Annotated in this window: 15 protein-coding genes, 2 tRNA genes, 1 other RNA gene and 1 pseudogene; 7 read left to right on the top strand and 12 right to left on the bottom strand. The window is 69.4% G+C overall.

Features of this window, described 5'->3' with window-relative positions; genetic code table 11:
• Positions 1–21: 21 nt before the first annotated feature.
• Positions 22–116: signal recognition particle sRNA small type (ffs, locus tag ACYVHG_RS07905), an RNA gene on the bottom strand.
• Positions 117–177: 61 nt separating this feature from the next.
• Between ffs and ACYVHG_RS07910 the strand changes: the two genes are divergently transcribed.
• A tRNA-Ser gene (locus tag ACYVHG_RS07910) sits at positions 178–266 on the top strand.
• A gap of 220 nt (positions 267–486) precedes the next feature.
• Complete coding sequence (locus ACYVHG_RS07915) at positions 487–2,115, top strand: PE-PPE domain-containing protein (RefSeq protein WP_461166850.1); 1,629 nt, start codon at positions 487–489, stop codon at positions 2,113–2,115.
• Positions 2,116–2,123: 8 nt separating this feature from the next.
• On the opposite strand, the gene ACYVHG_RS07920 is transcribed toward ACYVHG_RS07915, so the two are convergent.
• From ACYVHG_RS07920 to ACYVHG_RS07930, 3 genes are read right to left on the bottom strand one after another with little or no spacing between them, the layout of a single operon-like run.
• A complete protein-coding gene (locus tag ACYVHG_RS07920) occupies positions 2,124–3,647 on the bottom strand; it encodes an esterase-like activity of phytase family protein (protein WP_461166851.1) in 1,524 nt (507 codons plus the stop codon).
• A 48-nt stretch (positions 3,648–3,695) separates the two neighbouring features.
• The gene (locus ACYVHG_RS07925; RefSeq protein WP_461166852.1) at positions 3,696–4,787 is read right to left on the bottom strand and encodes a DNA polymerase domain-containing protein; all 1,092 of its coding nucleotides are present in this window, start codon (positions 4,785–4,787) and stop codon (positions 3,696–3,698) included.
• Positions 4,788–5,816 carry an ATP-dependent DNA ligase gene (locus ACYVHG_RS07930; protein WP_461166853.1) on the bottom strand — a complete coding sequence of 343 codons (1,029 nt, stop codon included), beginning with the start codon at positions 5,814–5,816 and terminating at the stop codon, positions 4,788–4,790.
• A gap of 34 nt (positions 5,817–5,850) precedes the next feature.
• On the opposite strand from ACYVHG_RS07930, the gene gluQRS reads away from it, so the two are divergent.
• Positions 5,851–6,708 carry a tRNA glutamyl-Q(34) synthetase GluQRS gene (gene gluQRS / locus ACYVHG_RS07935; protein ID WP_461166854.1) on the top strand — a complete coding sequence of 286 codons (858 nt, stop codon included), beginning with the start codon at positions 5,851–5,853 and terminating at the stop codon, positions 6,706–6,708.
• A gap of 192 nt (positions 6,709–6,900) precedes the next feature.
• Here gluQRS and ACYVHG_RS07940 read toward each other — a convergent pair whose 3' ends face one another.
• From ACYVHG_RS07940 to ACYVHG_RS07950, 3 genes and pseudogenes are all read right to left on the bottom strand, one after another.
• Complete coding sequence (locus ACYVHG_RS07940; RefSeq protein ID WP_461166855.1) at positions 6,901–7,866, bottom strand: GlxA family transcriptional regulator; 966 nt, start codon at positions 7,864–7,866, stop codon at positions 6,901–6,903.
• Positions 7,867–7,921: 55 nt separating this feature from the next.
• Complete coding sequence (gene tgt, locus ACYVHG_RS07945) at positions 7,922–9,229, bottom strand: tRNA guanosine(34) transglycosylase Tgt (RefSeq protein ID WP_461166950.1); 1,308 nt, start codon at positions 9,227–9,229, stop codon at positions 7,922–7,924.
• 489 nt (positions 9,230–9,718) lie between these two features.
• Positions 9,719–12,106, bottom strand: a pseudogene (locus ACYVHG_RS07950) (MMPL family transporter); the annotation flags it as partial.
• Positions 12,107–12,249: 143 nt separating this feature from the next.
• Between ACYVHG_RS07950 and ACYVHG_RS07955 the strand changes: the two are divergent.
• Positions 12,250–12,666, top strand: a complete 417-nt coding sequence (locus ACYVHG_RS07955; protein WP_461166856.1) for a hypothetical protein — start codon at positions 12,250–12,252, stop codon at positions 12,664–12,666.
• A gap of 72 nt (positions 12,667–12,738) precedes the next feature.
• On the opposite strand, the gene ACYVHG_RS07960 is transcribed toward ACYVHG_RS07955, so the two are convergent.
• The 3 genes from ACYVHG_RS07960 to ACYVHG_RS07970 form a co-directional block, all read right to left on the bottom strand.
• A tRNA-Ser gene (locus tag ACYVHG_RS07960) sits at positions 12,739–12,826 on the bottom strand.
• A gap of 46 nt (positions 12,827–12,872) precedes the next feature.
• Positions 12,873–13,334 carry a nucleoside deaminase gene (locus ACYVHG_RS07965; RefSeq protein ID WP_461166857.1) on the bottom strand — a complete coding sequence of 154 codons (462 nt, stop codon included), beginning with the start codon at positions 13,332–13,334 and terminating at the stop codon, positions 12,873–12,875.
• Positions 13,334–13,852 (bottom strand): tRNA adenosine deaminase-associated protein, encoded by a 519-nt coding sequence (locus ACYVHG_RS07970; RefSeq protein WP_461166858.1) that lies wholly within the window; start codon positions 13,850–13,852, stop codon positions 13,334–13,336. The genes ACYVHG_RS07965 and ACYVHG_RS07970 overlap by 1 nt, the downstream gene beginning before the upstream one ends.
• 84 nt (positions 13,853–13,936) lie before the next feature.
• Here ACYVHG_RS07970 and ACYVHG_RS07975 point away from each other — a divergent pair, with 84 nt between their 5' ends.
• Positions 13,937–14,902, top strand: coding sequence for a prephenate dehydrogenase (locus ACYVHG_RS07975; protein WP_461166951.1), 966 nt, complete (start codon positions 13,937–13,939; stop codon positions 14,900–14,902).
• Positions 14,903–14,948: 46 nt separating this feature from the next.
• Here ACYVHG_RS07975 and ACYVHG_RS07980 read toward each other — a convergent pair whose 3' ends face one another.
• Positions 14,949–15,563 (bottom strand): putative glycolipid-binding domain-containing protein, encoded by a 615-nt coding sequence (locus ACYVHG_RS07980; protein ID WP_461166859.1) that lies wholly within the window; start codon positions 15,561–15,563, stop codon positions 14,949–14,951.
• A 57-nt stretch (positions 15,564–15,620) separates the two neighbouring features.
• Positions 15,621–16,061 carry a DUF6918 family protein gene (locus tag ACYVHG_RS07985; RefSeq protein WP_461166860.1) on the bottom strand — a complete coding sequence of 147 codons (441 nt, stop codon included), beginning with the start codon at positions 16,059–16,061 and terminating at the stop codon, positions 15,621–15,623.
• 201 nt (positions 16,062–16,262) lie between these two features.
• Between ACYVHG_RS07985 and ACYVHG_RS07990 the strand changes: the two genes are divergently transcribed.
• Positions 16,263–18,290: a CocE/NonD family hydrolase gene (locus ACYVHG_RS07990; RefSeq protein WP_461166861.1), complete on the top strand. Its 2,028-nt coding sequence runs from the start codon at positions 16,263–16,265 to the stop codon at positions 18,288–18,290.
• A complete protein-coding gene (locus tag ACYVHG_RS07995; RefSeq protein WP_461166952.1) occupies positions 18,284–19,504 on the top strand; it encodes a GAF domain-containing protein in 1,221 nt (406 codons plus the stop codon). The genes ACYVHG_RS07990 and ACYVHG_RS07995 overlap by 7 nt, the downstream gene beginning before the upstream one ends.
• The last annotated feature ends 20 nt before the right edge of the window (positions 19,505–19,524 follow it).

Here is a 19,524-nt window from a genome sequence, read left to right on the forward strand (position 1 = left end):
CTCCGCGGGTAGACCCGGACACAAAGGGGACTCCGCGCACCCGCCAGAGCCCGTTGACCCTTGCTGCGTTCCCGCCCTGGGGGAGTTCACAGGATGGACGCCGCGCGGAGTCCGTCGACCAGTATACGGGTCCTGCCGCTTTTGGGTCGACGGGGGTCGTCGTCTACAGTGGTCCACGGAGGATTCGCCTAGTGGCCTATGGCGCTCGCCTGGAACGCGGGTTGGGTTAATAGCCCTCAGGGGTTCAAATCCCCTATCCTCCGCCACACGGAAGCGGCCGTGACCTGCATCGAAACAGGTCGCGGCCGTTTCTGTTCCCACCAGAAGCCGACCGGGAATCCGGTGGTCGTCGCACTGAACGGGAACCACCGCCGATCGCGGCTGCCCCGTGAGGGATTGACGTCTTCGCCGCCTGTAGTCGCCCGGTCTGTGGAACACTGAGCGCGAAATCGCGTCCTCCCAGTGCTGCCGAAAGCCGAGTGAGCCATGCCCGAATCCGTTGCGAAGCCCCGTTCCCGCCGGCTGGTCACCGCGCTGATCGCGCTGGTCAGCACTGCTGCGCTGGCTCTCGGCACCGCTCTGACCGGGGCGGTCGCCTGGGCTGCGACCACCGTGCTCGTGGTCCCCGGCACCGCCACCAAGAATCCCTCTCTGGTGCGCGGCTACCAGGAGAATGCGATCGGCTACTACGTCGCACCCACCGGGGCCTGCGCCGCAGGTGGATGCACCCCCACGCCCGTGCCGTACATCGCCGAGTTCTGGCCGATCCCGCTCAAGGGCTGGGGCGGGCTGCAAGGCGCCAAGTGGGACGATTCCGTGGCGAGCGGCGTCACGAGCCTGAGCGACGTGTACGGCGCGGCCGACAAGACCTCCCCGCTGGTGATCTTCGGCTACTCGCAGGGCGCGACGGTGGCCGGCACCGTCAAGAAGCAGATCAGCGAGCAGCCCGGAGGTGTGCCCGAGAACGTCTCGTTCGTGCTCATCGGCAACGCCAGCCGTCCCAACGGGGGCCTGTTCACCCGCCCGTCCTTCCTCGGTCACGTGCCCATCCTCGACGTCACGTTCGGCCCCGGGACTCCGACGAACACCGGCACCGCGACCCGTCCGGTCAACACCACCGACGTCGCGTTCATGTACGACGGTGTGACCGACTTCCCTCGGTACCCCGCGAACCTCTTGGCCACCGCGAACGCTCTCGCAGGTTTCTGGTACGTCCACGGCAAGTACATCGCCCCCAAGGGGGACGACCCGGCCTCCGCCACCCCCATCGGTTACACGCCCGCCGAGGTGCAGGCGGCGGTGCAGGCCGCCACCGAGAACTGTTCCGCGGCAACCTATTGCCAAGTCAGCGGTGACACCCGCTACGTGACACTGCCCGCGAAGATCCTGCCGATCATGTTCCCGCTGCTCGACCTCGGCGCGTCCACCGGGACCACCGCGATCGTGCGTCCGTTCATCGATCTCGTCTCGCCCGTGGCCCGTGTTCTCATCGAGACCGGCTACGACCGTACGGATTACGGCAGGGCGACCCCGTTCGGCGCGTACCCCGCGATCAACCCGCTCACGCTCGGAATCGATCTGCTGACGGCAACCGTCAAGGGCGTGAGTGAAGCCGCGAGCGGCACTGGCGACGCCTCGAAGTACCTGGCCTCCAAGCCCTCCGAGACGAGCGCCGCACCGTCGGCCCCGAGCACCGCACCGACGAGCGGCGGCAACGACGCCTCGCTGCTGCGCCTGGCCCGCACCGCCACCCCGACGCCCGGTGCGAATTCCGGCTCGACCTCCGGTTCGACCGCCGATCCCTCCGCCGAGGCGTCCTCGACGCCGACGGCATCGCCGGCGGAGACGTCAGCGGCATCGACCCCGACCGCCACCGGAACCAGGACCCCGTCGCCGGGCTCCCCCACGCAGAAGCCCACCTCGACCGGCACCACCGATGCCACCGATGCCACCGCGGAGAAGACGTCCGGCAACTCGGAGAGCGGTAAGACCGGCAAGACCGGTTCGGTCACCGTGAACTCCGGCACCTCCGCGGCCGACTCCACCGGCTCCACCGGCTCCACCGACTCGGCCGGCACCTCCGACAAGGCGCTGGTGACGGCCCCGGCGGCCTGATCCTCAGCTCATCCGACGGTGACGGTGATCGTGCGCTCCACCACGGGCTCGCTGAGCTTGGTGGTATCCACCCGGAGTACCTCCAGGCTGTCCTGCAGGCCGTTGGCCAGCATCTTCGGCTTGAGCTGGAAGGGTGCCTTCGGGCCGGCGATCCCCGCCAGACCGAAGTCGCTGTCATTGGCGATGTAGATGGTCTTGCCGCCGTCGGTGGAGGCCAGCCCTTCGACCTTGTCGTGACCGTAGAACTTGCCGGCCGGGTTCAGCTTGTCGATCAGCCCGGTCAGGTCCAGGGCCACCGTCTTCTTGACCGGAGTGATCTCGCCCGCGCGCAGGGAGGCCTCCGCCTCGGCGGCGGTACTGACCCCGGCGACCACTTCGGGCTTCACATCGCCGAGCGGGGTGGCACCGTCGATGTTGACCCGGAAGATCGTCTTGTTGGCACCCGGGGCGACCTTGCCGTCGCGCTCGTCGACCAGGAACTCGTTGTTGGAGATCGCGGTGATCTCCGAAACCGCCTTCTTCGTCTTCTGCGGATTGTCGAGGACGTAGGCGAACTGCTTGACCTCCTTGGATTTGAGGTCGATCGTCACGATCCGGGTGGTGGCCACGTCCTTGGCGTTGCCGCCCATCCCCGGAACGTTGAGCGCAGACTGCATCATGCCGACCAGCTTCGTGCCGTCGGGGGTGATGGTCAGACCCTCCATGCCCTGATTCGGGGTGCGGCTGCCGAGTACCTCGGGAAGTCCCTTGCCCGGCGCGAGCCGCTCGAGTTCCTGGCCGTTGGCGTCGAAGTGAATCAGGAACGGGCCGTATTCGTCCGAGACCCAGAAGGAGCCGTCGGGCATGGCGACCAGCCCCTCGGAGTCGATGCCGTGGTCAGTCGGCGGGAGATCGCGCCCGTCGAGGTCGAGCATCTTCTCGCCGGTGGGTGCCGCGGTGTCGTTCAGGCCGTTCATCGGACGGCCGTCGCGACCCTTGAGCTTGATCACGCTCTGCAACTGCGCGACGCCGTCGGCGAGCTTGAACCGGCCGATCTGCGGGGTGAAGTCCGGGGTGACGGACACCTTCTGCCCCGGCTCGGGACCGTCGACGTTCGGGCCGCGGTCGGTGAGTCCGTAGAACTCGTCCGGTGTGCCGGGCACCGGCGTCCACGCCGAGCCGTACCCGCTGCCGTCGATCGACACACCGCCGATCGAGGCGATCGGCGGGATCTCCGAGGAGAACAGCGAGACCGCGGGAGAGACCATGGCCTTGAGCTGCACCGCTCCCGTGAAACCGGGGTTCGGCTTGAACACCAGCGCCCCGCCCTTCGCAGCGTCGACGGTGCCGTTCGGCGTGGGCTTGACGTCGACCACGGCGCCGCCACGGGCCAGTCGGGCCAATTGTGCGGGGGTGATGGTGACCGGGGTGCTGACCGCGGTCTTGAGGTCGAGGGTCGGCACCTCCTCGGCGGCGTTCGAGGAACAGGCGGCGAGCGACCCGCCCGCGAGGACGGCGACCAGGGCAGCAGTGAAGTGGCGGCGTGAACGCATGCTCCGTGCATACCAGAACGACGTGAACCCCGCGTGTGACCGAGTTGGCTATCCGATCCGGTTACCCGCTGCGTCCCAGTGCTCGGCCACCTTCTTGCTCGGCTGCACCCGCGGCGGCTCCCCCGGCATCTTCGGATAGTCGGGCGGGTAGTTCAGTTCGACGGGGTGCGCCTCCCATTTCTCCAACAGCGGCGTCAGATCATGGGCGATCAGGTCCATTTCCGCCCACGGATCTCCATCAGCGAGCCGTTCGGGCACCGTGAACAGATTGAGCTCGCGCGGATCACACAGATCCGCCAGCTGCTCCCAGCTCAGCGGCGTGGAGACGGTGGCACCCTGCACCGCGCGTAGCGACCACGCGGAGGCCATGGTGCGGTCGCGGCTGTTCTGGTTGTAGTCGACGAAGATCCGGGCACCGCGCTCCTCCTTCCACCAGGCGGTGGTCACGCCGTCGTCGCGCTTCTCCAGCTCCCGACCGAAGGCGATCGCGGCGTGCCGCACCTGGACGAAGTCCCAGCGCGGCGCGATCCGGACGAAGACGTGCACACCGCGGTTGCCGGAGGTCTTGCAGTACGCGCGGAGGCCGAGGTCGTCGGCGAGTTCCCGGGCGGCACCCGCGACCCGCACCACATCCTGGAAATCGGTGCCCGGCTGCGGGTCGAGGTCGATCCGCAGTTCGTCCGGGTGGTCGACATCGCCGCTGCGCACCGGCCACGGGTGGAAGGTGATGGTGCCCATCTGGGCGCACCACACCGCGATCGCGGGTTCGCTCGGGCACAGTTCGTCGGCGGGCCGGCCGGAGGGGAAGGCGATCCGCACCGTCTGCGCGTACGGGGGCGCCCCCTTCATCATCCGCTTCTGATAGAAACCGTCACCGTCCCTGTCCTGCGGTCCGTGCGCCAGCCGTCCACCCGGATGCACCCCTCCGGGCCAGCGTTCGAGCGCCGTCGGCCGATCACCGATCGCCGCGAGCAGTGGCTCGCCGACGGTGGCGAAGTACTGCGCCACCTGGAGTTTCGTGACCTCAGGGGTGGTGTCTGTGGCGGGGTAGACGATCCGGTCCGGGCTGGAGATGCGAACCGCGCGTTCCTCGGCGTCCGGCCCGCGAACGATCACTTCCGCGGCCGGGGTCTTGGCCATCTACTTCCCCTCCTGCAGGACGTCGTCGAGGTCGTAGTTCACCGGCACGTCGAGCTGGTCGTAGCCGCAGCTCGACGGTTCCCGGTCCGGACGCCAGCGCCGGAACTTCGCGGTGTGCCGCAGTCGCATGCCCTCCATCTGGTCGTAGTCGAATTCGACGACGAGCTCGGGCCGCACCGGCACCCACTCCCCCGTCTTCTCCGGGGTGGCCCAGCGGTTCGGCTCGCCCTGCACCGAGTCGGCGGTGCGCATCGGTTCGAGCAGCCGCAGGTACTCCTCGCGCTTGGCGGCGGTGAAGGCGCCGATTCCACCGATCGGCAGCAACCGTTCGTCCTGGTAGAGCCCGAGTAGAACCGATCCGACGGCGTTCGGCTGCGACTTGTGCGGCCGGTACCCGATCACCACCGCCTCGGCGGTGCGGGCGTGCTTGACCTTGATCATCTCCCGCTTACCCGGCAGGTACGTCCCGTCGACGCGTTTGGAGATCACCCCGTCGAGCCCGGCGCCCTCGAACCGCTCGAACCAGTCCGCGGCCGCCTCGGCGTCGGTGGTGACGCGGCTGATCTTGCAGGTCCCGGTACCCGCATACGCGGATTCGAGGACCTCGCGGCGGGTGGCGAAGGGGCGGCCCAGCAGGTCCACCTCGGCCAGGGCGAGAGCATCGAAGCCGATGAAGATCGCCGGGGTCTGCTCGGCGAGCCGGTCGATCCGAGATCGGGCCGGGTGGATCCGCGCCGACAACGACTCCCAGTCGAGTCGTTTGCGGCCCTCACGGTGCACGGGCACGGCGATCTCACCGTCGAGGACGCATCGCTGCGGCAGTTCCTCCAGTACTGCGGCCACCACCTCGGGGAAGTAACGGCCCAGGTCCTTGCCGCTGCGGGAGCCGATGAACACCTCGCCGCCGTCGCGGAAGACCAGGGCACGGAATCCGTCCCATTTCGGTTCGTGCGAGTAGCCCTCGGCGGGCACCTCCTTGGCGGCCTTCGCGAGCATGGGGTCCAGCGGCGGGTTCACGGGCAGGTCCACACGATCGATGGTAGGCGCCTCGTACGCTGGAGCGATGACATCAGGCCGGTACGCTCCGAGCCCGTCGGGCGATCTGCACGTGGGCAATCTGCGCACCGCGCTGTTGGCGTGGCTGTTCGCCCGGTCCACCGGACGCGGGTTCGTGATGCGCGTCGAGGATCTCGACACCGGGCGCACGGCCGACGGTGCGCAGGACCGCCAACTGGCCGACCTCGCCGCGATCGGCCTGGACTGGGACGGTGCGGTGGTGCGGCAGTCCGAACGGACCGAGCTGTACGCGGCTGCGCTGGAGCGCTTGGACACCTTCGAGTGCTTCTGCACCCGCAGGGAGATCCTGGCGGCACCGTCGGCACCGCACGCTCCGGAGGGTGCCTACCCGGGGACCTGCCGGAATCTGACGCAGGCGCAGCGGGCGCAGCGCCGCAGGGAACGGCCGGCCGCGGTGCGCCTGCGCTCCGGGGTGGATACGTTCACCGTGACCGACGAACTGCACGGGCGGTACACCGCAGCGGTCGACGATTTCGTGCTCCGCCGCGGCGACGGGACCTACGCCTACAACCTGGCGGTAGTGGTCGACGATGCCGCCCAGGGCGTCGATCAAGTCGTGCGCGGAGACGATCTGCTCGCCTCGGCGCCGCGGCAGGCGCACCTGACGGAGCTGCTCGGCGGCACCGCGCCGGGGTACGCACATGTGCCGATGGTGCTGGGCCCCACCGGCGTCCGTCTGGCCAAGCGCGACGGTGCGGTCACCCTCGCCGAGCGCGGTGGACCGTCGGTGGTGCTGCCGGAGATCGCGGCGAGCCTGGGGCTGGCGGGGAGCACCCCGCAGCAGATGCTGGCCGGTTTCGATCCGCGGTCGCTGCCGCTGCAGCCCTGGACCCTGCCGGTGTGAGGACGGGAGCGGTGCCCGACGGGAACACGAACGCCGTGGAGTACCGAATTCGCCGCTGCCACACCGCCTATCACATCCAGTACCCAGGCGAACGGGTGGCGTCCACGATCATCTGCATTCGGTTCCGCTGTCATGCAGGGAACGCTACGGCGGTCAGCTCACCTTCCACCGTGGCCAGAATGCCAATATTCTTCAAGATATGGCCACGCCGTGGCGGGCGCGGAACCGATCCCGGTAGACCGACGGACTCAGACCCGTCTGCCGTTTGAAGTGGTAACGGAGCGTCTCCTCCGCCTCGAAGCCGGACCGAGAGGCCACCGCCGTCACCGGCTCGTCGGTGGTCTCCAGCAGGCTCATCGCCCGGTACACGCGCTGACGCACCAGCCACTCCAGGGGCGCGGAACCGGTGTGCCGGCGGAACTGCCGGTGCAGAGTGCGGCGCGACACCCCGGCCCGGTCGGCCAGATCGTCCACCCCGCTGACGGTGTCCAGGGATCGGGCCACGGCTTCGAGGAAGTCGGCGAACGTGGCGTCGACGTCGGGATGCAGCGCATCGATGGTCACGAACTGCGACTGGTCACCGTCGCGGTTCGGCGCGACCACCATCCGGCGGGAGACCTCATTGGCGATCTCCGGCCCGTGGTCGGCCCGGATCAAGGTGAAACACAGGTCCAGCCCGGCGGCGGACCCGGCGCCGGTGGTGATCCCACCGTCGCTGACGTACAGCTCCGACGGTGTGACCCGCACCCGGGGGAACCGGTGCTGCAGCAGGCTGGCGTACCGCCAATGGGTGGTGGCACGGCGCCCGTCGAGCAGCCCAGCCTCCGCGAGCGCGAACGCCCCGGTGCAGATCGAGACGATCCGCGCACCGCGAGCGGCGGCCGCACGCAAGGGCTCGGTCCACTCCGGATTCGAATGGCGCCGCGGATCGGTGACCCCGGTGACGATCACGGTGTCGGCGGTGGCGATCTCGGACGGTCCGTAACCCGGCCGCAGTACCGCGCCGCCGACTGTGTGCACACCGTCGGCCGGACCGCAGGCACGGACGTCGTAGCCGAGCGTCAGATCACCCCAGGCGAAGCCCAGCGCCTCCACGGCGATCCCGTACTCGAACAGGGTCATCCCATCGCAGACCGGCAGGGCCACCACATGCGACATGGCACGATCTTACGCCCGCAGCACTCGGATGCCGGCCGTCGCGGACCCGCATCGCTCAGTCGGACTTGGCGAGGTGCTGCTGGGTGCCCTTGTAGTAGCGGCCCAGGAACTCCTCCTTGAACTCCCAGTAGGTGCCGTCGAGCATCGACTGCCGGATCTTCGCGACCAGCGAGACGATGAACTGCTCGTTATGGATGGTGCACAGGGTGGCCGCGAGGCTCTCCTTGGCCTTGAACAGGTGATGGATGTAGGCGCGGGTGTACTGCGACGTCTCGTTGTGCGTGTCCGGGTCCAGCGGCTGGAAGTCGGCCTTGAACCGCGCATTGGTCACGTTGTAGCGACCGTCGAGTGAGTAGATCGCGCCGTTGCGGGCCACCCGCGACGGAGAGACGCAGTCGAAGGTGTCGATGCCCTGCTCCACCGCGGCGAAGATGTCGTCCGGCTCGGAGATGCCCAGCAGGTGCTTGGGCTTGTTCGGCTCGAGCTCCTGGTTCACCCAGCGGACGATGGTCGACAGGTTCGCCTTCTCCAGCGCACCGCCGATGCCGTAGCCACCGAAGCCGAGACCGCCGGCCATCCGGTCCTCGTCGCTGAGTGCCCGCAGGTCCTTGGCGGCCTTCCGGCGCAGGTCCTCGTACTGCGCGCCCTGCACCACACCCCACAGCGAGACCGCGTCGCGGCGCTGCGCGGTGAGCCAGTTGTGCTCGGCCAGGCAGCGACGCGCCCACAGGCGGGTCCGCTCGAGCGACTGCACCTGGTAGTCGCGGGAGTTGTGCAGGGTGGTCAGCTCGTCGAAGGCGAAGATGATGTCGGCACCGAGCTGGTGCTGGATCTGCATCGACACCTCGGGCGTGAACCGGTGCTCGGTCCCGTCCAGGTGACTGCGGAAGGTGACACCGTCGTCGTCCACGCGGGAGAGGCGATTTTTGCCCTCGGCGATCGCATCGTCGCCGAGCGGCTCCTCCCCGGAGGAACCGTCCATGTCGATGACCTTCTTGAACCCCGAGCCCAGCGACATCACCTGGAAACCGCCGGAATCGGTGAAGGTGGGACCGTCCCAGTTCATGAACGCGCCGAGGCCACCGGCCTGCTCCACGATCTCCGGACCCGGCTGCAGGTACAGGTGGTAGGCGTTGGCCAGCACCGCCTGCGCACCGAGGTCCTCCACGGCATCGGGCAGCACCGTCTTCACCGTGGCCTTGGTGGCCACCGGGATGAACGCCGGCGTGAGGATCTCGCCGTGCGGGGTGAGCAGCCGGCCGGCGCGGCCGAGCGGACCGTCCGGGCCCTCCAGTCGGCCTTCGATCTCGAAGTGCGTGGGATCGCTGACGTGCTCGCTCTGCAGACGGGTACGGCCGGCCATGGACCGGTAATCCGAACGCAGCGCGCTCAGTTCCGCGGCGATCGCCCGGTTCTGCTCGCGCAGCTCCGCGATCTCGGCTGTGGTCCGGTCACCGCGCTCACGGGTGCGGATCGGACCGGTGACGGTGTGCTCCTCGGGGGCGACACCCGGCCGGGCGACCGGGTACTCCCCGGTGTCCTGCACGGACGCGGCATCGGCGCCGTCGACCTGCTCGACGGGGCGCTGCTCGGTGGGCGCGTCGCTCGCACCGAAGGCCCCCGCGGCTGCTGCGACACCGGCAGCAGCTCCGGCACCGGTGAGCGCGGCCTTGTCCGGTGTGGTGAACGGCATCGGCGCGGTTGGCGCATCCGCCGGGCGCTGGGCGCCGTGACCGTTGATGCTGACCCGCTCCGCCCCGAGCGGCATCGGAGTGGTGGCCGGCACCGCCACCAGCGGCTCGGTCGGCGCAGGGATCTCGGCGGTATCGGGCGCGGAACCGGCGGCGCCGCTGCGGCCAAGCTGAGCGACCAGCGCCTCGCCTTCGATATCGACGTTGGGCAGGATCTTGTCCAGCCACTTCGGCAACCACCAGGCCGACTTGCCGAGCAGCATCATGATCGACGGGATGATCACCAGCCGCACCACGAAGGCGTCGAACAGCACGGCGACGGCCAGACCGAAACCGATCTCCTTGATGAACACCGCGTCGTTGAGGATGAACGAGGCGAACACCGAGATCATGATGATCGCGGCGGCGGTCACCACGCGGGCCCCGTACTGCACCCCGGTGATCACCGACCGGGTGGCGTCCCCGGTGTGCACGAACTCCTCGCGCATCCGGGAGACCAGGAAGACCTGGTAGTCCATCGCGAGGCCGAAGACGATGCCGATCAGGAAGATCGGCAGGAACGACACCAGCGGCTGGGTGTTGTCGATCAGGCCGAGCGCACCGTCGGTGAAGATCGCCGACGTCACGCCGAAGGTCGCGACCACCGAGAGCAGGAAGCCCAGGGCCGCGGTGAGCGGCACCAGGATCGAGCGGAAGGCGATCAGCAGCAGCAGGAACGCCAGACCCACCACGATGCCCAGGTAGACGGGCAGCACGCCGCCCTTCTTGAACCCGAGCTTGTCGGAGATGTCCATCTCGATGGCGGTGTTCCCGGCCACCCCGAGATCCACGTTCAACCGCTGCGCGGTGCCGTTCTGCCCGTTGGGCAGTGCGCGCAGCTTGGTGACGAGATCCTTGGTCTGGGAATCGTTGGCGCCCCCCTTGGGGGTGACGACGACGGTCGCCGCCGCATTGTCCGGGGCGAGCTGCCCGATCTGCGCATTCGCCACCAGCTTGGACATGCTGGGATCGGTGTTGATCTTCTCGACGATCTGCGCATAGGCGCGCAGGCGCTGGTCCGGCCTAGCCCCGGACCCGTCGAGCGCGACCATCAGGGTGCCGTTGGCGCCCTTGCCCCAAGCGTCGGAGATGAGGTCGTAGGCCTTGCGCTCGGACGTGCTCTTCTCGCTCATCCCGGAACCGGGCAGCGCGGTCTGCATGTCCTTGACCGGGATCGCGAGGATGCCGAGCACCGCGATACCCGCGACCAGCGTCACCGCCGGCACCTTCTTGATCAGGTTCGCCCAGCGCAGCCCGTTGGCGGTGCGGCCGTCACCCTGGTCGGTGTCCTGCGGGTGCAGGCCCTTGACCCGGCCGGCGAAGACCTTCGAGCCGAACAGCCCGAGCAGCGCGGGCAACAGGGTCAGCGCGACGACGACGGCGATCGCGACGCCCCAGGCCGCGGCGACACCCATCTGGCCGAGGAAGTCCATACCGATGAAGGCCAGCGCGGCCAGCGCGATGATCACCGTCAGGCCCGCGAAGATCACCGCGGTGCCGGCGGTGCCGACGGCGATACCCGCCGCCTCAGCGCGCTGCTCACGGGTAGTGGCCCCCAGGCGTCGCAGCTCGTGCCGGTAGCGCGAGACGATGAACAGCGCGTAGTCGATGGTGACGGCGAGGCCGATCATCGAGGTCAGGACCGTGGGGAAGGTGCCGAGTTCGACGAACCGGGTGGCGATCATGACGCCGCCGATGGCGACCGGGACCGCGATGATCGCGTTCAGCAGCGGCAGGCCCCAGGCGACCAGCGAGGCGAAGGTGATGACCAGCACGATCGCGGCGACGATCATGCCGATGATCTCGCTGGTCATGCCCAGGTCCTCGGCGCCGCGGGCGGCGGAACCGTCGGCCTCGACCTGCAGGCTGCCGTTCGACACGGACACACCTGCGTCCCGGGCCTCGGTGATGTCCTTCGCGAGGCCCTTCGGCAGTTCGGTGACCTTGTCGACGAAGTTCACCGTGACCTTCGCGGTCTTGCCGTCCGGGCTGACCGCGGAGACGGCCTTGGCGTCGGCGTCCTTCTGCTGCGGTGACTTGGTGGAGGCGATGTCCTTCTGCTGCGCGGTGAGCACCTCGAGCTTGCTGCGCTGATCCGGGGTCAGAGCGTTCGGATCGAGCTCGCCGGTCGGGTTGTACAGCAGTTCCGGGTCCTTGACCAGCGGAACCTTCCGCCCGTCGACGTCCTTACTGAGCGCCTTGATCTCGGCGAGCGTCTTATCGATACCAGCGGCATTGGCCGGATCGGTCAACTTCCCCTTCGTGGCGTGGAAGACGATCGTCGCCGACGCCGAGGTGAACGGGTCCTCACCCGCGCTACCGAACTTCTCCGTGACGATGTCGGTGGCCTTCGCCGACGGCAGGCCGGGCAGCGAGAAGTTGTCGACCGTCGGCTTGCTCAGCAGAGCACCACCGGCGAGCATGCCGACGAACACCAGAAGCCACGCAGCGATGACTTTGAATCGGTTGAGGTAGGCGAACTTGCCCAACCGGTACAGGAACAATGCCATTCGAGTACTCCGAGTCGTCGGGGCGCGATGAGGCGTGCAATACAGGTCGCTGTCGAGTGTACCGATTGTTGCCACCGGCAATAATATCGCTGACCGGCACTTTTGTGAGTTCAATCACCGGGTGCGCGGTAGAATCGGCGCTCGTGACCGCATTCACGCAGGTAACCACGTCAGTCACGTCCGTCGCAGCAGTCACTGCGTGCGGCCTGATCCTGGCCGGCTGCGGCAGTCCCTCGACCAGCTCGACGGACGCCGGTCCGCCGCCATCCGGCACCCTCGCCGCACCGTCGTCCGCATCGGTGTCAGCACCGGCCGAGGCGCGCGGACCGTCGTGCGGGCAGACCCGTGGGCCCGACGGCGCACTCTACGTGCACGCACTCGGGACCGCGCAGGTCGACTGCGCCGCCGCCATGCGCATCGCGGATGAGTTCAGCCCGAAGATCGCCACCGGCCAGCCGGCCACGGTCTCCGGCTGGACCTGCACCTTCCCGAAGGCCCCGGACATGCTGGCGCGCTGCGCCGACGGCGACAAGGCGATCGGGTTCTTCACCAGCCAGTGACCCCGCGCCGCGCACCGGCACGAGAAACGAGAAGACCCTCTCCGACCTGCGTCGGAGAGGGTCTTCCCTCGGCGGTGGCGGAGGGATTTGAACCCTCGGTACGGGGTTACCGCACACAGCATTTCGAGTGCTGCACCTTCGGCCGCTCGGACACGCCACCGTCGGAGTACTTTACCGGACGGTGGCCTCACGGCTAAATCGGCAGGTCAGGCCCGATGCGGCGCGAAGAAGTCGGTGAGCAGCGCGGCGCACTCGGCCTCCCGGACGCCGCCGCGCACCGTCACCCGATGGGTCACGTGCGGGTCCCGGACCACGTCCCACACCGAACCCACCGCGCCGGTCTTCGGCTCGAACGCACCGAACACCAGGTGCTCGATCCGCGCCGAGACCAGGGCTCCGGCGCACATCGCGCACGGCTCCAGGGTGACCGCCAGCGTGCACCCGCCGAGCCGCCAGCCGTCACCGAACCGGCGCGCCGCGTCCCGGATCGCGAGGATCTCCGCGTGCGCCGTCGGGTCACCGAGTTGTTCCCGACGATTTCCCGCCTGCGCGAGAACGGCACCGTCGGGCCCGAGGACGGCGGCGCCCACCGGCACGTCGTCCGGTCCGGCCAGGGTCGCGGCTTCGAGCGCGAAGCCCATCACCGCCCGCTCCTGATCGAGACGCATCAGCCCAGCGAGTCGAGGATCGCCCCGAGCTCGGCGTCGAACTGCAATCGCTCGGCGATCACCTGCAGCTGCTCGTCCGGGTACAGGTCCGGATCGGCGAGCAGCACGATGAGCTCCTGCTCCCCCAGCCCCAGATCACCGAGGATCCCCAGATCGCCCTCCGGCCACGGGTCGGTGTCCTCGATCTCCTCCGGATCGATGTCCGGCACGTCGACGTTGAGCCGTTCGAGGGCCTGCACCGCGAGCTCGTCGAAGACGGCGGCGGTGGCGTCGGAGAGCAGCAGCCGGGTTCCGGACGGTCCCGGACGCACGATCACGAAGTACTCGTCGTCCACGTTGAGCAGCCCGAACACCGCACCCGCGGCGCGCAGGGCCTTGAGCTCGCGCTCCGCTTTCTCCACGCTGCCGAGCGCCCCGGGGTCGAGCAGTTGCACGGTCCAGAAGTTCTCCTCCCGGGTCACGGCCACGGCGTAGCCGTCGGTGTCGTCGTAGCGCTCCGGGGAGGTCTGTGCGGCCATGGGTGAAACGGTATCCGCAATCGCGTCGCCGCGGGAGCCTCCTCCGGCATCGGTCGCCGGCTGTGCAACGCTGGGAGCGTGTCCGTGCAGCGTGCTCCCCATTCCGGTGTCCCCGTGTGCGTCCTGGGCCTCGGCCTGATCGGTGGCTCGATCCTGCGGGCCCTGGGCCGGGCGGGGCGTCCGGCGTACGGATGGAACCGGTCGGCCGCGGCTGCCGACGACGCCTCCGCGGCGGGATTCGACGCCTCATCGGACTTGTCCGCCACACTGCGCCGGGCGAACGACGGGGGCCACGTGATCGTGATCGCGGTGCCGGTCCCCGCACTCGACGGGGTGCTCGCCGCCGTCGCCGAACACGCCCCGCAGGCCTGGCTCACCGATGCGGTGAGTGTCAAGAGCGCGGTGGCACGGCGGGTCGCCGAGGCCGGTCTGACGAACCGGTACGCGGGCGGGCATCCGATGGCCGGTACCGCGCACTCCGGGTGGGAGGCCACCGACCCCAGCCTGTTCGACGGGGCGATCTGGGTGGTCACCGCCGACGACGCGACGCCGGCGCAGGCCTGGCGGCTGGCCGCGGGGGTGGGACTGGACTGCGGGGCGGTGATCGTGCCCGCCGGTTCGGCCGAGCACGACGATGCGGTCGCCCGGATCTCGCATTCGGTGCACCTGGTGGCCGAGACGGTCGCGGCGGTGGCCGAGTCCGATCCGGCGGCGGCCCCTTTGGCGCGGAGCCTGGCCGCGAGCAGTTTCCGGGACGTCACACGGGTGGCGGGCACCGCACCGTCACTGGTGAACGCGATGTGCGAGGCGAACGCCCCGGCACTGCTGGACGCCCTGGACGACACCATCGCCGACCTGATCGCGGTGCGTACCGAACTGGCCGAGCAGGGCACCGTCGGCGCTCTCACCGAGCGCGGATACGCGGCCCGCAAGCGGTACGAGGCCGTGCGCCGGACCCCGTTCGTCCCGGTGCTCGACGGGGACGGCTGGCAGCGGGCGCTGCGCGAGGCCGGTCACGCCGGCGGTGTGGTCACCGCGCTCGACCGGTAGCGACGACGACGCCGGGGGTCCGGGTGGCGGACGCCCGGATGACGGGTCAGTCGACCCGGCTGGACAGGCCCGGGTAGTCCAGGATGAAGCCGTCGGCATCGACGGAGACCCTCGAGCTGGAGATCGGGGAGATCACGGTGATGCCGTCGGCGGCGCCGGCGTAGTTGATCACCGTCTCCTTGACCTGGAGGCTCGGCAGGTCGACGTACACCACCGGCACGTCCACCTCCTCGGGGTGGCTCTGCAGATCGAACCGGCGGATGGTCAGCGCGTTGAAGAACGCCGACTTGAGCACGTCCACACTGAGTGCACCGGAGAAGAATCCACGCTCGGCGCCCTGCGCGCCCTGCACCAGCCAGTGGTTCTCGCCGTCCCGGGCGATGGTCACCTGGGATTCGCCCGCAGCGGTCAGCGCGTGCACCGAGAGCCGCTTGGTGACGCCTTCGTCATCGGTGACCAGGTCGTAGGAGGCGTTGAACGCCGGGTTCGTGGCCGACGGTGCCGCGATGATGCGGCCGTAGGCCTTGATCCGATCACCTGTGACCTGCACTCGAACCGATTCGAGGAGGTTGCCGTCGGCCGATCTCCAGGTGAGGATCCTCGGCCAGCTCGCCCCGGTGATCACGGTGGCTGCGCGCTCGACGCCTGAAGGGTTGCTCACACCTCTACGGTAAACCCCGCAGCGCGCCGAGCCGCTACAGCCTCTCCGCGATCGGTCTCAGGCGGCGTTCTTCTGCACCGCTGCACCCACCCGCGGCAGTGCAGCGATCACGTTCTCCTTGGCCTTGCCGCGCAGGCTCTGGTAGGCCTTGCGCAGCACGGGCTGGCTGGTGGACTCGGCGCGCCGGTCTGTAACCGCGAGCAGGGCGTCGCCCACGGCGTCACCGCGTGCGGCCAGGAACTGCCCGAAGTCGCCCGGGCCCTGTGCGGAGAACTCGCTCCAGAACGGGTCCAGGGCGGCCGCGAAATCGGGAAGGAGCTTGGTCAGGGCGGACTCGATCACCGACGGCGAGGCCTTCTTGACCGCGCCGTACGCACCCTTGATGACGGTGCCGGACAGCCCGCTCTTGTCGCTCACCTCGGCTTCGACCACCGACGCGAAATCGGCGACGACAGCCGGCTGGCGTGCGGGATCGAGGAGCGTGACGGTCAGCGACATGGGGTACCTCCGGGGATCGGATCTCTCGAACGGAACGTGCGGGACCGAGCTTATCCGTCGCCACGATCGGACCGTCGTGCCGGATGTCCGAATTCGGGTGCATCGTGCAACTGTTCTGCATCGGATCGGCAATGACGCCGACCCCGTGTTTGTGAGGTTCGTCACTGTGTTCTAGGTTGTGGGTAGATGAAAGGGGTTGCCATGGCGACCAGCCGTTCCGGCCGAGCGAAAGCGCATCGGTCCGGGGTCCGATTCCCGCTCTGGGAACGCGGACCCGCGCTGCCCGCGCCCACCGGTGGCGCGCACCATCAGCGGGTCGAACACACGCTCCCGCTCGGAGACCCGACCGGCGGCGCGGATGCCCTCGCCTGGCGCGAGGCGGTCGACGGGCGGCTCACCTATCCGCGGGTGCACATCGACCGCAATGTCGACATCCCCATCTCCGACGGCGTCGTGCTCCGGGCCACCGTCGTCCGTCCCGCCGAGATCGACGGCCGCCCGGTGGACCGGCCCTATCCGGCGATCCTCAACCTGAACCCGTACAACCGGATGATCATCGACGCGATCGACGAGACCACGCACGCCGCGTTCGTCGGCCCCGCCCTGACCAACGCGTCGAAGACGCTCTCGGGCGGCACCGTCGACTTCTCCGGCGGACTGCTGCAGGGCTTCGGCATCAACCGGCGCCTGGTGCGCAGCGGATACGTGCAGGTCATCATCGACGTCCGTGGCACCGGCACCTCGCACGGCGTCTGGCAGATCCTCGGCCCCCGCGAGCAGCAGGACTCGGTGGAAGCGCTGGCCTGGGCCCGCGCGCAGTCCTGGTGCGACGGCAAGCTCGGCATGGGCGGATGGTCGTACTCGGCGATCAACTCGCTGCAGGCGGCGGGACACGCCCCGGAGGGGCTCGACGCCGTCTTCGCGATCGAGGGCAGTGAGGACATCGTCCGCGACATCTACATCACCGGCGGCCTGCCCTCGTTGTTCATCCCGCTCTGGCTGGGTGCGGTGAACGCGCTCAAATGGCTCTACAACCCGCGCACGCTGCTGCGCGACACCGTCAACGGCAACGTCTTCCGCTGGCTGCACAGCCGGGTGGCCTCCCCCGCCACCGAGATGGCCTCGGTCGCCACCGGTGTGCTCACCGGCCGCGATCCCCGCGTCAACGACAACCCCTACTTCACCGAGCGGAATCCGAAGATCGAGACGATCACCGCCGCCACGTTCCTGCTGGGCGGCTGGCACGACCTGTTCGGTCGCAGCACGCCCCGGATCTACTCGCAGCTGAACCTGCCGGCCGGCCGCAAACAGATGCTGATCATCGACGGATTCCACGTGGACATGGGCTCCGGCTTCGGCGGTCCGCAGTCTCCGCCGCGGATCGACGTGCTCGAACGCGCCTGGTACGACCGCTGGCTCAAGGGCATCGACAACGGTGTGGACAGGTACGGGCCCGTGGTCCTGGAGCAACAGTGCGGCGGATGGACCGCCGGGGAGTCGTTCCCCCGCGCCGGGGCCCGTACCCGCCGGCTGTACGCCACCCCGGAATCGTCGGGCACGGCCGCGCACGCCAAGTACGACGGTGGCCTGGCCACTGTCCCGGCGCGACGGCGTTCGTGCGCGTCCACCCGCATCGACCTGCGCGGCTTCGCCTCCCCCGAGCTGACCCAGGTGCTGGCCGGGACCACCAAGGCCGTACCCGCGCTGAAGAACGCGGCCATCCAGGAGCGCGGTGCGATCTGTTTCACCTCTCCTCCGGTGGCGGTACCGGTACAGCTCAGCGGCTCGATCAACGTGCACCTGGTGACCCGGTGCGAGGGCGCCGAGGCGATCTGGTCGGTGACCGTCAACGACGTCGCCCCGGACGGCACCTCCACGGTTCTCTCCAGCGGCGCGCTGATGGCCTCGAACCGGGCCGTCGACGCCGACCGCAGCCTGTTCGACGTCGACGGTGAGCTCCTGGGCGCCTTCCACCCGCTGACCTGGTCCGCGAAGCAGCCGGTGGTTCCGGGTGAGGTCACCGAACTCGACATCGACGTGGTTCCCACCGACGCCCTGCTCGACGAGGGGCACCGGCTGCGGGTGGACGTGTACGCGGGCAGTGTGCCGCGGTACCTGGCCACCGTTCCGGATCTGCTGCGCACCCGGTTCGGGAAGCAGACGGTGCTGATCGGGCCCGAGCACCCGTCGTACCTCAGTGTGCAGATGGTGGGCGATCCGGGCTGGTGAGCGGCGCTTCCACGCTCGCGGCGCTGCACCGTGACTTCGTCGACGGGACGGTCGACGATGCCGCGCTGCGCACCTCGAAGCTGCGGCGCCTGATCGCTGAGAGCTGGCAGCGCAGTCGCGCCGTCGGTGTGGACCCGGACGGGGAGGCACCGTCGGGCCGCGGGACCCTCGAAGCGCTCCGTGCCCGGCACCCGCTCGCAGCGGTGATGCCGGTGGTGCGGGAACTGCTGGTGGACCAGTCCGCGGGCGCCATGGTCGCGGTCGCAGACCAGGACGGGACCCTGCTGTGGGTGGAGGGCGAGCGCAGCGTGCTGCGGCGAGCGGCCCGGATGAACTTCACCCCCGGTGCGGATTGGAGTGAGCGGGCGGCGGGCACGAACGCACCCGGTACGGCGCTGGCCGTCGACAGTGGAGTGCAGATCGCCGACTCGGAGCACTTCGCCCGCAGCGCACAGCGGTGGAACTGCACCGCCGTGCCGATCCACGATCCGGTCACCCGCGCGGCGATCGGGGTGCTGGACGTGACCGGCGGTCCCGCGGTGGCGACCGGGCATGCGCTGGCGCTGGTCCGCGCGGCCGCCCTCGCGGTGGAGGGGCAACTCGCCGTACTGCGGTTGACCGCACCCGCTGCGGAGACCACGCGCGCGCCTCGGCTGCGGCTGCTCTCGACCCGGCCGGCACTGCAGGTCGACGGCCGGGACGTGCCGCTGACCGGCCGCAACGCCGAGATCCTGACGCTGCTGAGCCGTCATGAATCGGGACTGACCTCCGATCACCTGGCGCTGCTGCTCGACGAGCGCGATCTCGACGGGGTGACGGTGCGCGCCGAGGTCTCACGGCTGCGCAAGACCATCGGCGCCGATTTCCTGGGCTCGCGGCCCTACCGCCTGCTGCGTCCACTGGACTCGGATGCCGCGCAGGTCACCGACGCGATCCGCTCCGGCCGGCTCAGCGATGCGCTGGCGGTGTACCGGGGGCCGCTCCTGCCGAACTCGGTGGCGCCGGGCGTGGTGCGTATTCGGGCCGAGTTGGCCGGGAGTCTGCGGTCGGCCGTGCTCGCACGCGGCGACCTGGGCCTGCTCCGACGGTGGCTGGACCTGCCGGACGCGCGGGACGACGCGGCCGCCTGGCGGGTGCTGCGCACACACGGTGATGCGCCGGCCCGCGCCGAGGCGGACGGCCGGCTCGCGGCGATCGCGCTCGACCTGGCCTGACCGCGGGGCGGCATCACCGA

This window comes from Tsukamurella serpentis, assembly GCF_054780975.1.

Coding starts and splice junctions, on each gene's coding strand:
- ACYVHG_RS07925 (WP_461166852.1), bottom strand. CDS start 4,787: ATGGCCAAGACCCCGGCCGCGGAAGTGATCGTTCGCGGGCCGGACGCC.
- ACYVHG_RS07965 (WP_461166857.1), bottom strand. CDS start 13,334: ATGCGTCTCGATCAGGAGCGGGCGGTGATGGGCTTCGCGCTCGAAGCC.
- tgt (WP_461166950.1), bottom strand. CDS start 9,229: ATGGCCGGCCGTACCCGTCTGCAGAGCGAGCACGTCAGCGATCCCACG.
- ACYVHG_RS07985 (WP_461166860.1), bottom strand. CDS start 16,061: ATGTCGCTGACCGTCACGCTCCTCGATCCCGCACGCCAGCCGGCTGTC.
- ACYVHG_RS07970 (WP_461166858.1), bottom strand. CDS start 13,852: ATGGCCGCACAGACCTCCCCGGAGCGCTACGACGACACCGACGGCTAC.
- ACYVHG_RS07990 (WP_461166861.1), top strand. CDS start 16,263: ATGGCGACCAGCCGTTCCGGCCGAGCGAAAGCGCATCGGTCCGGGGTC.
- gluQRS (WP_461166854.1), top strand. CDS start 5,851: ATGACATCAGGCCGGTACGCTCCGAGCCCGTCGGGCGATCTGCACGTG.
- ACYVHG_RS07915 (WP_461166850.1), top strand. CDS start 487: ATGCCCGAATCCGTTGCGAAGCCCCGTTCCCGCCGGCTGGTCACCGCG.
- ACYVHG_RS07940 (WP_461166855.1), bottom strand. CDS start 7,866: ATGTCGCATGTGGTGGCCCTGCCGGTCTGCGATGGGATGACCCTGTTC.
- ACYVHG_RS07920 (WP_461166851.1), bottom strand. CDS start 3,647: ATGCGTTCACGCCGCCACTTCACTGCTGCCCTGGTCGCCGTCCTCGCG.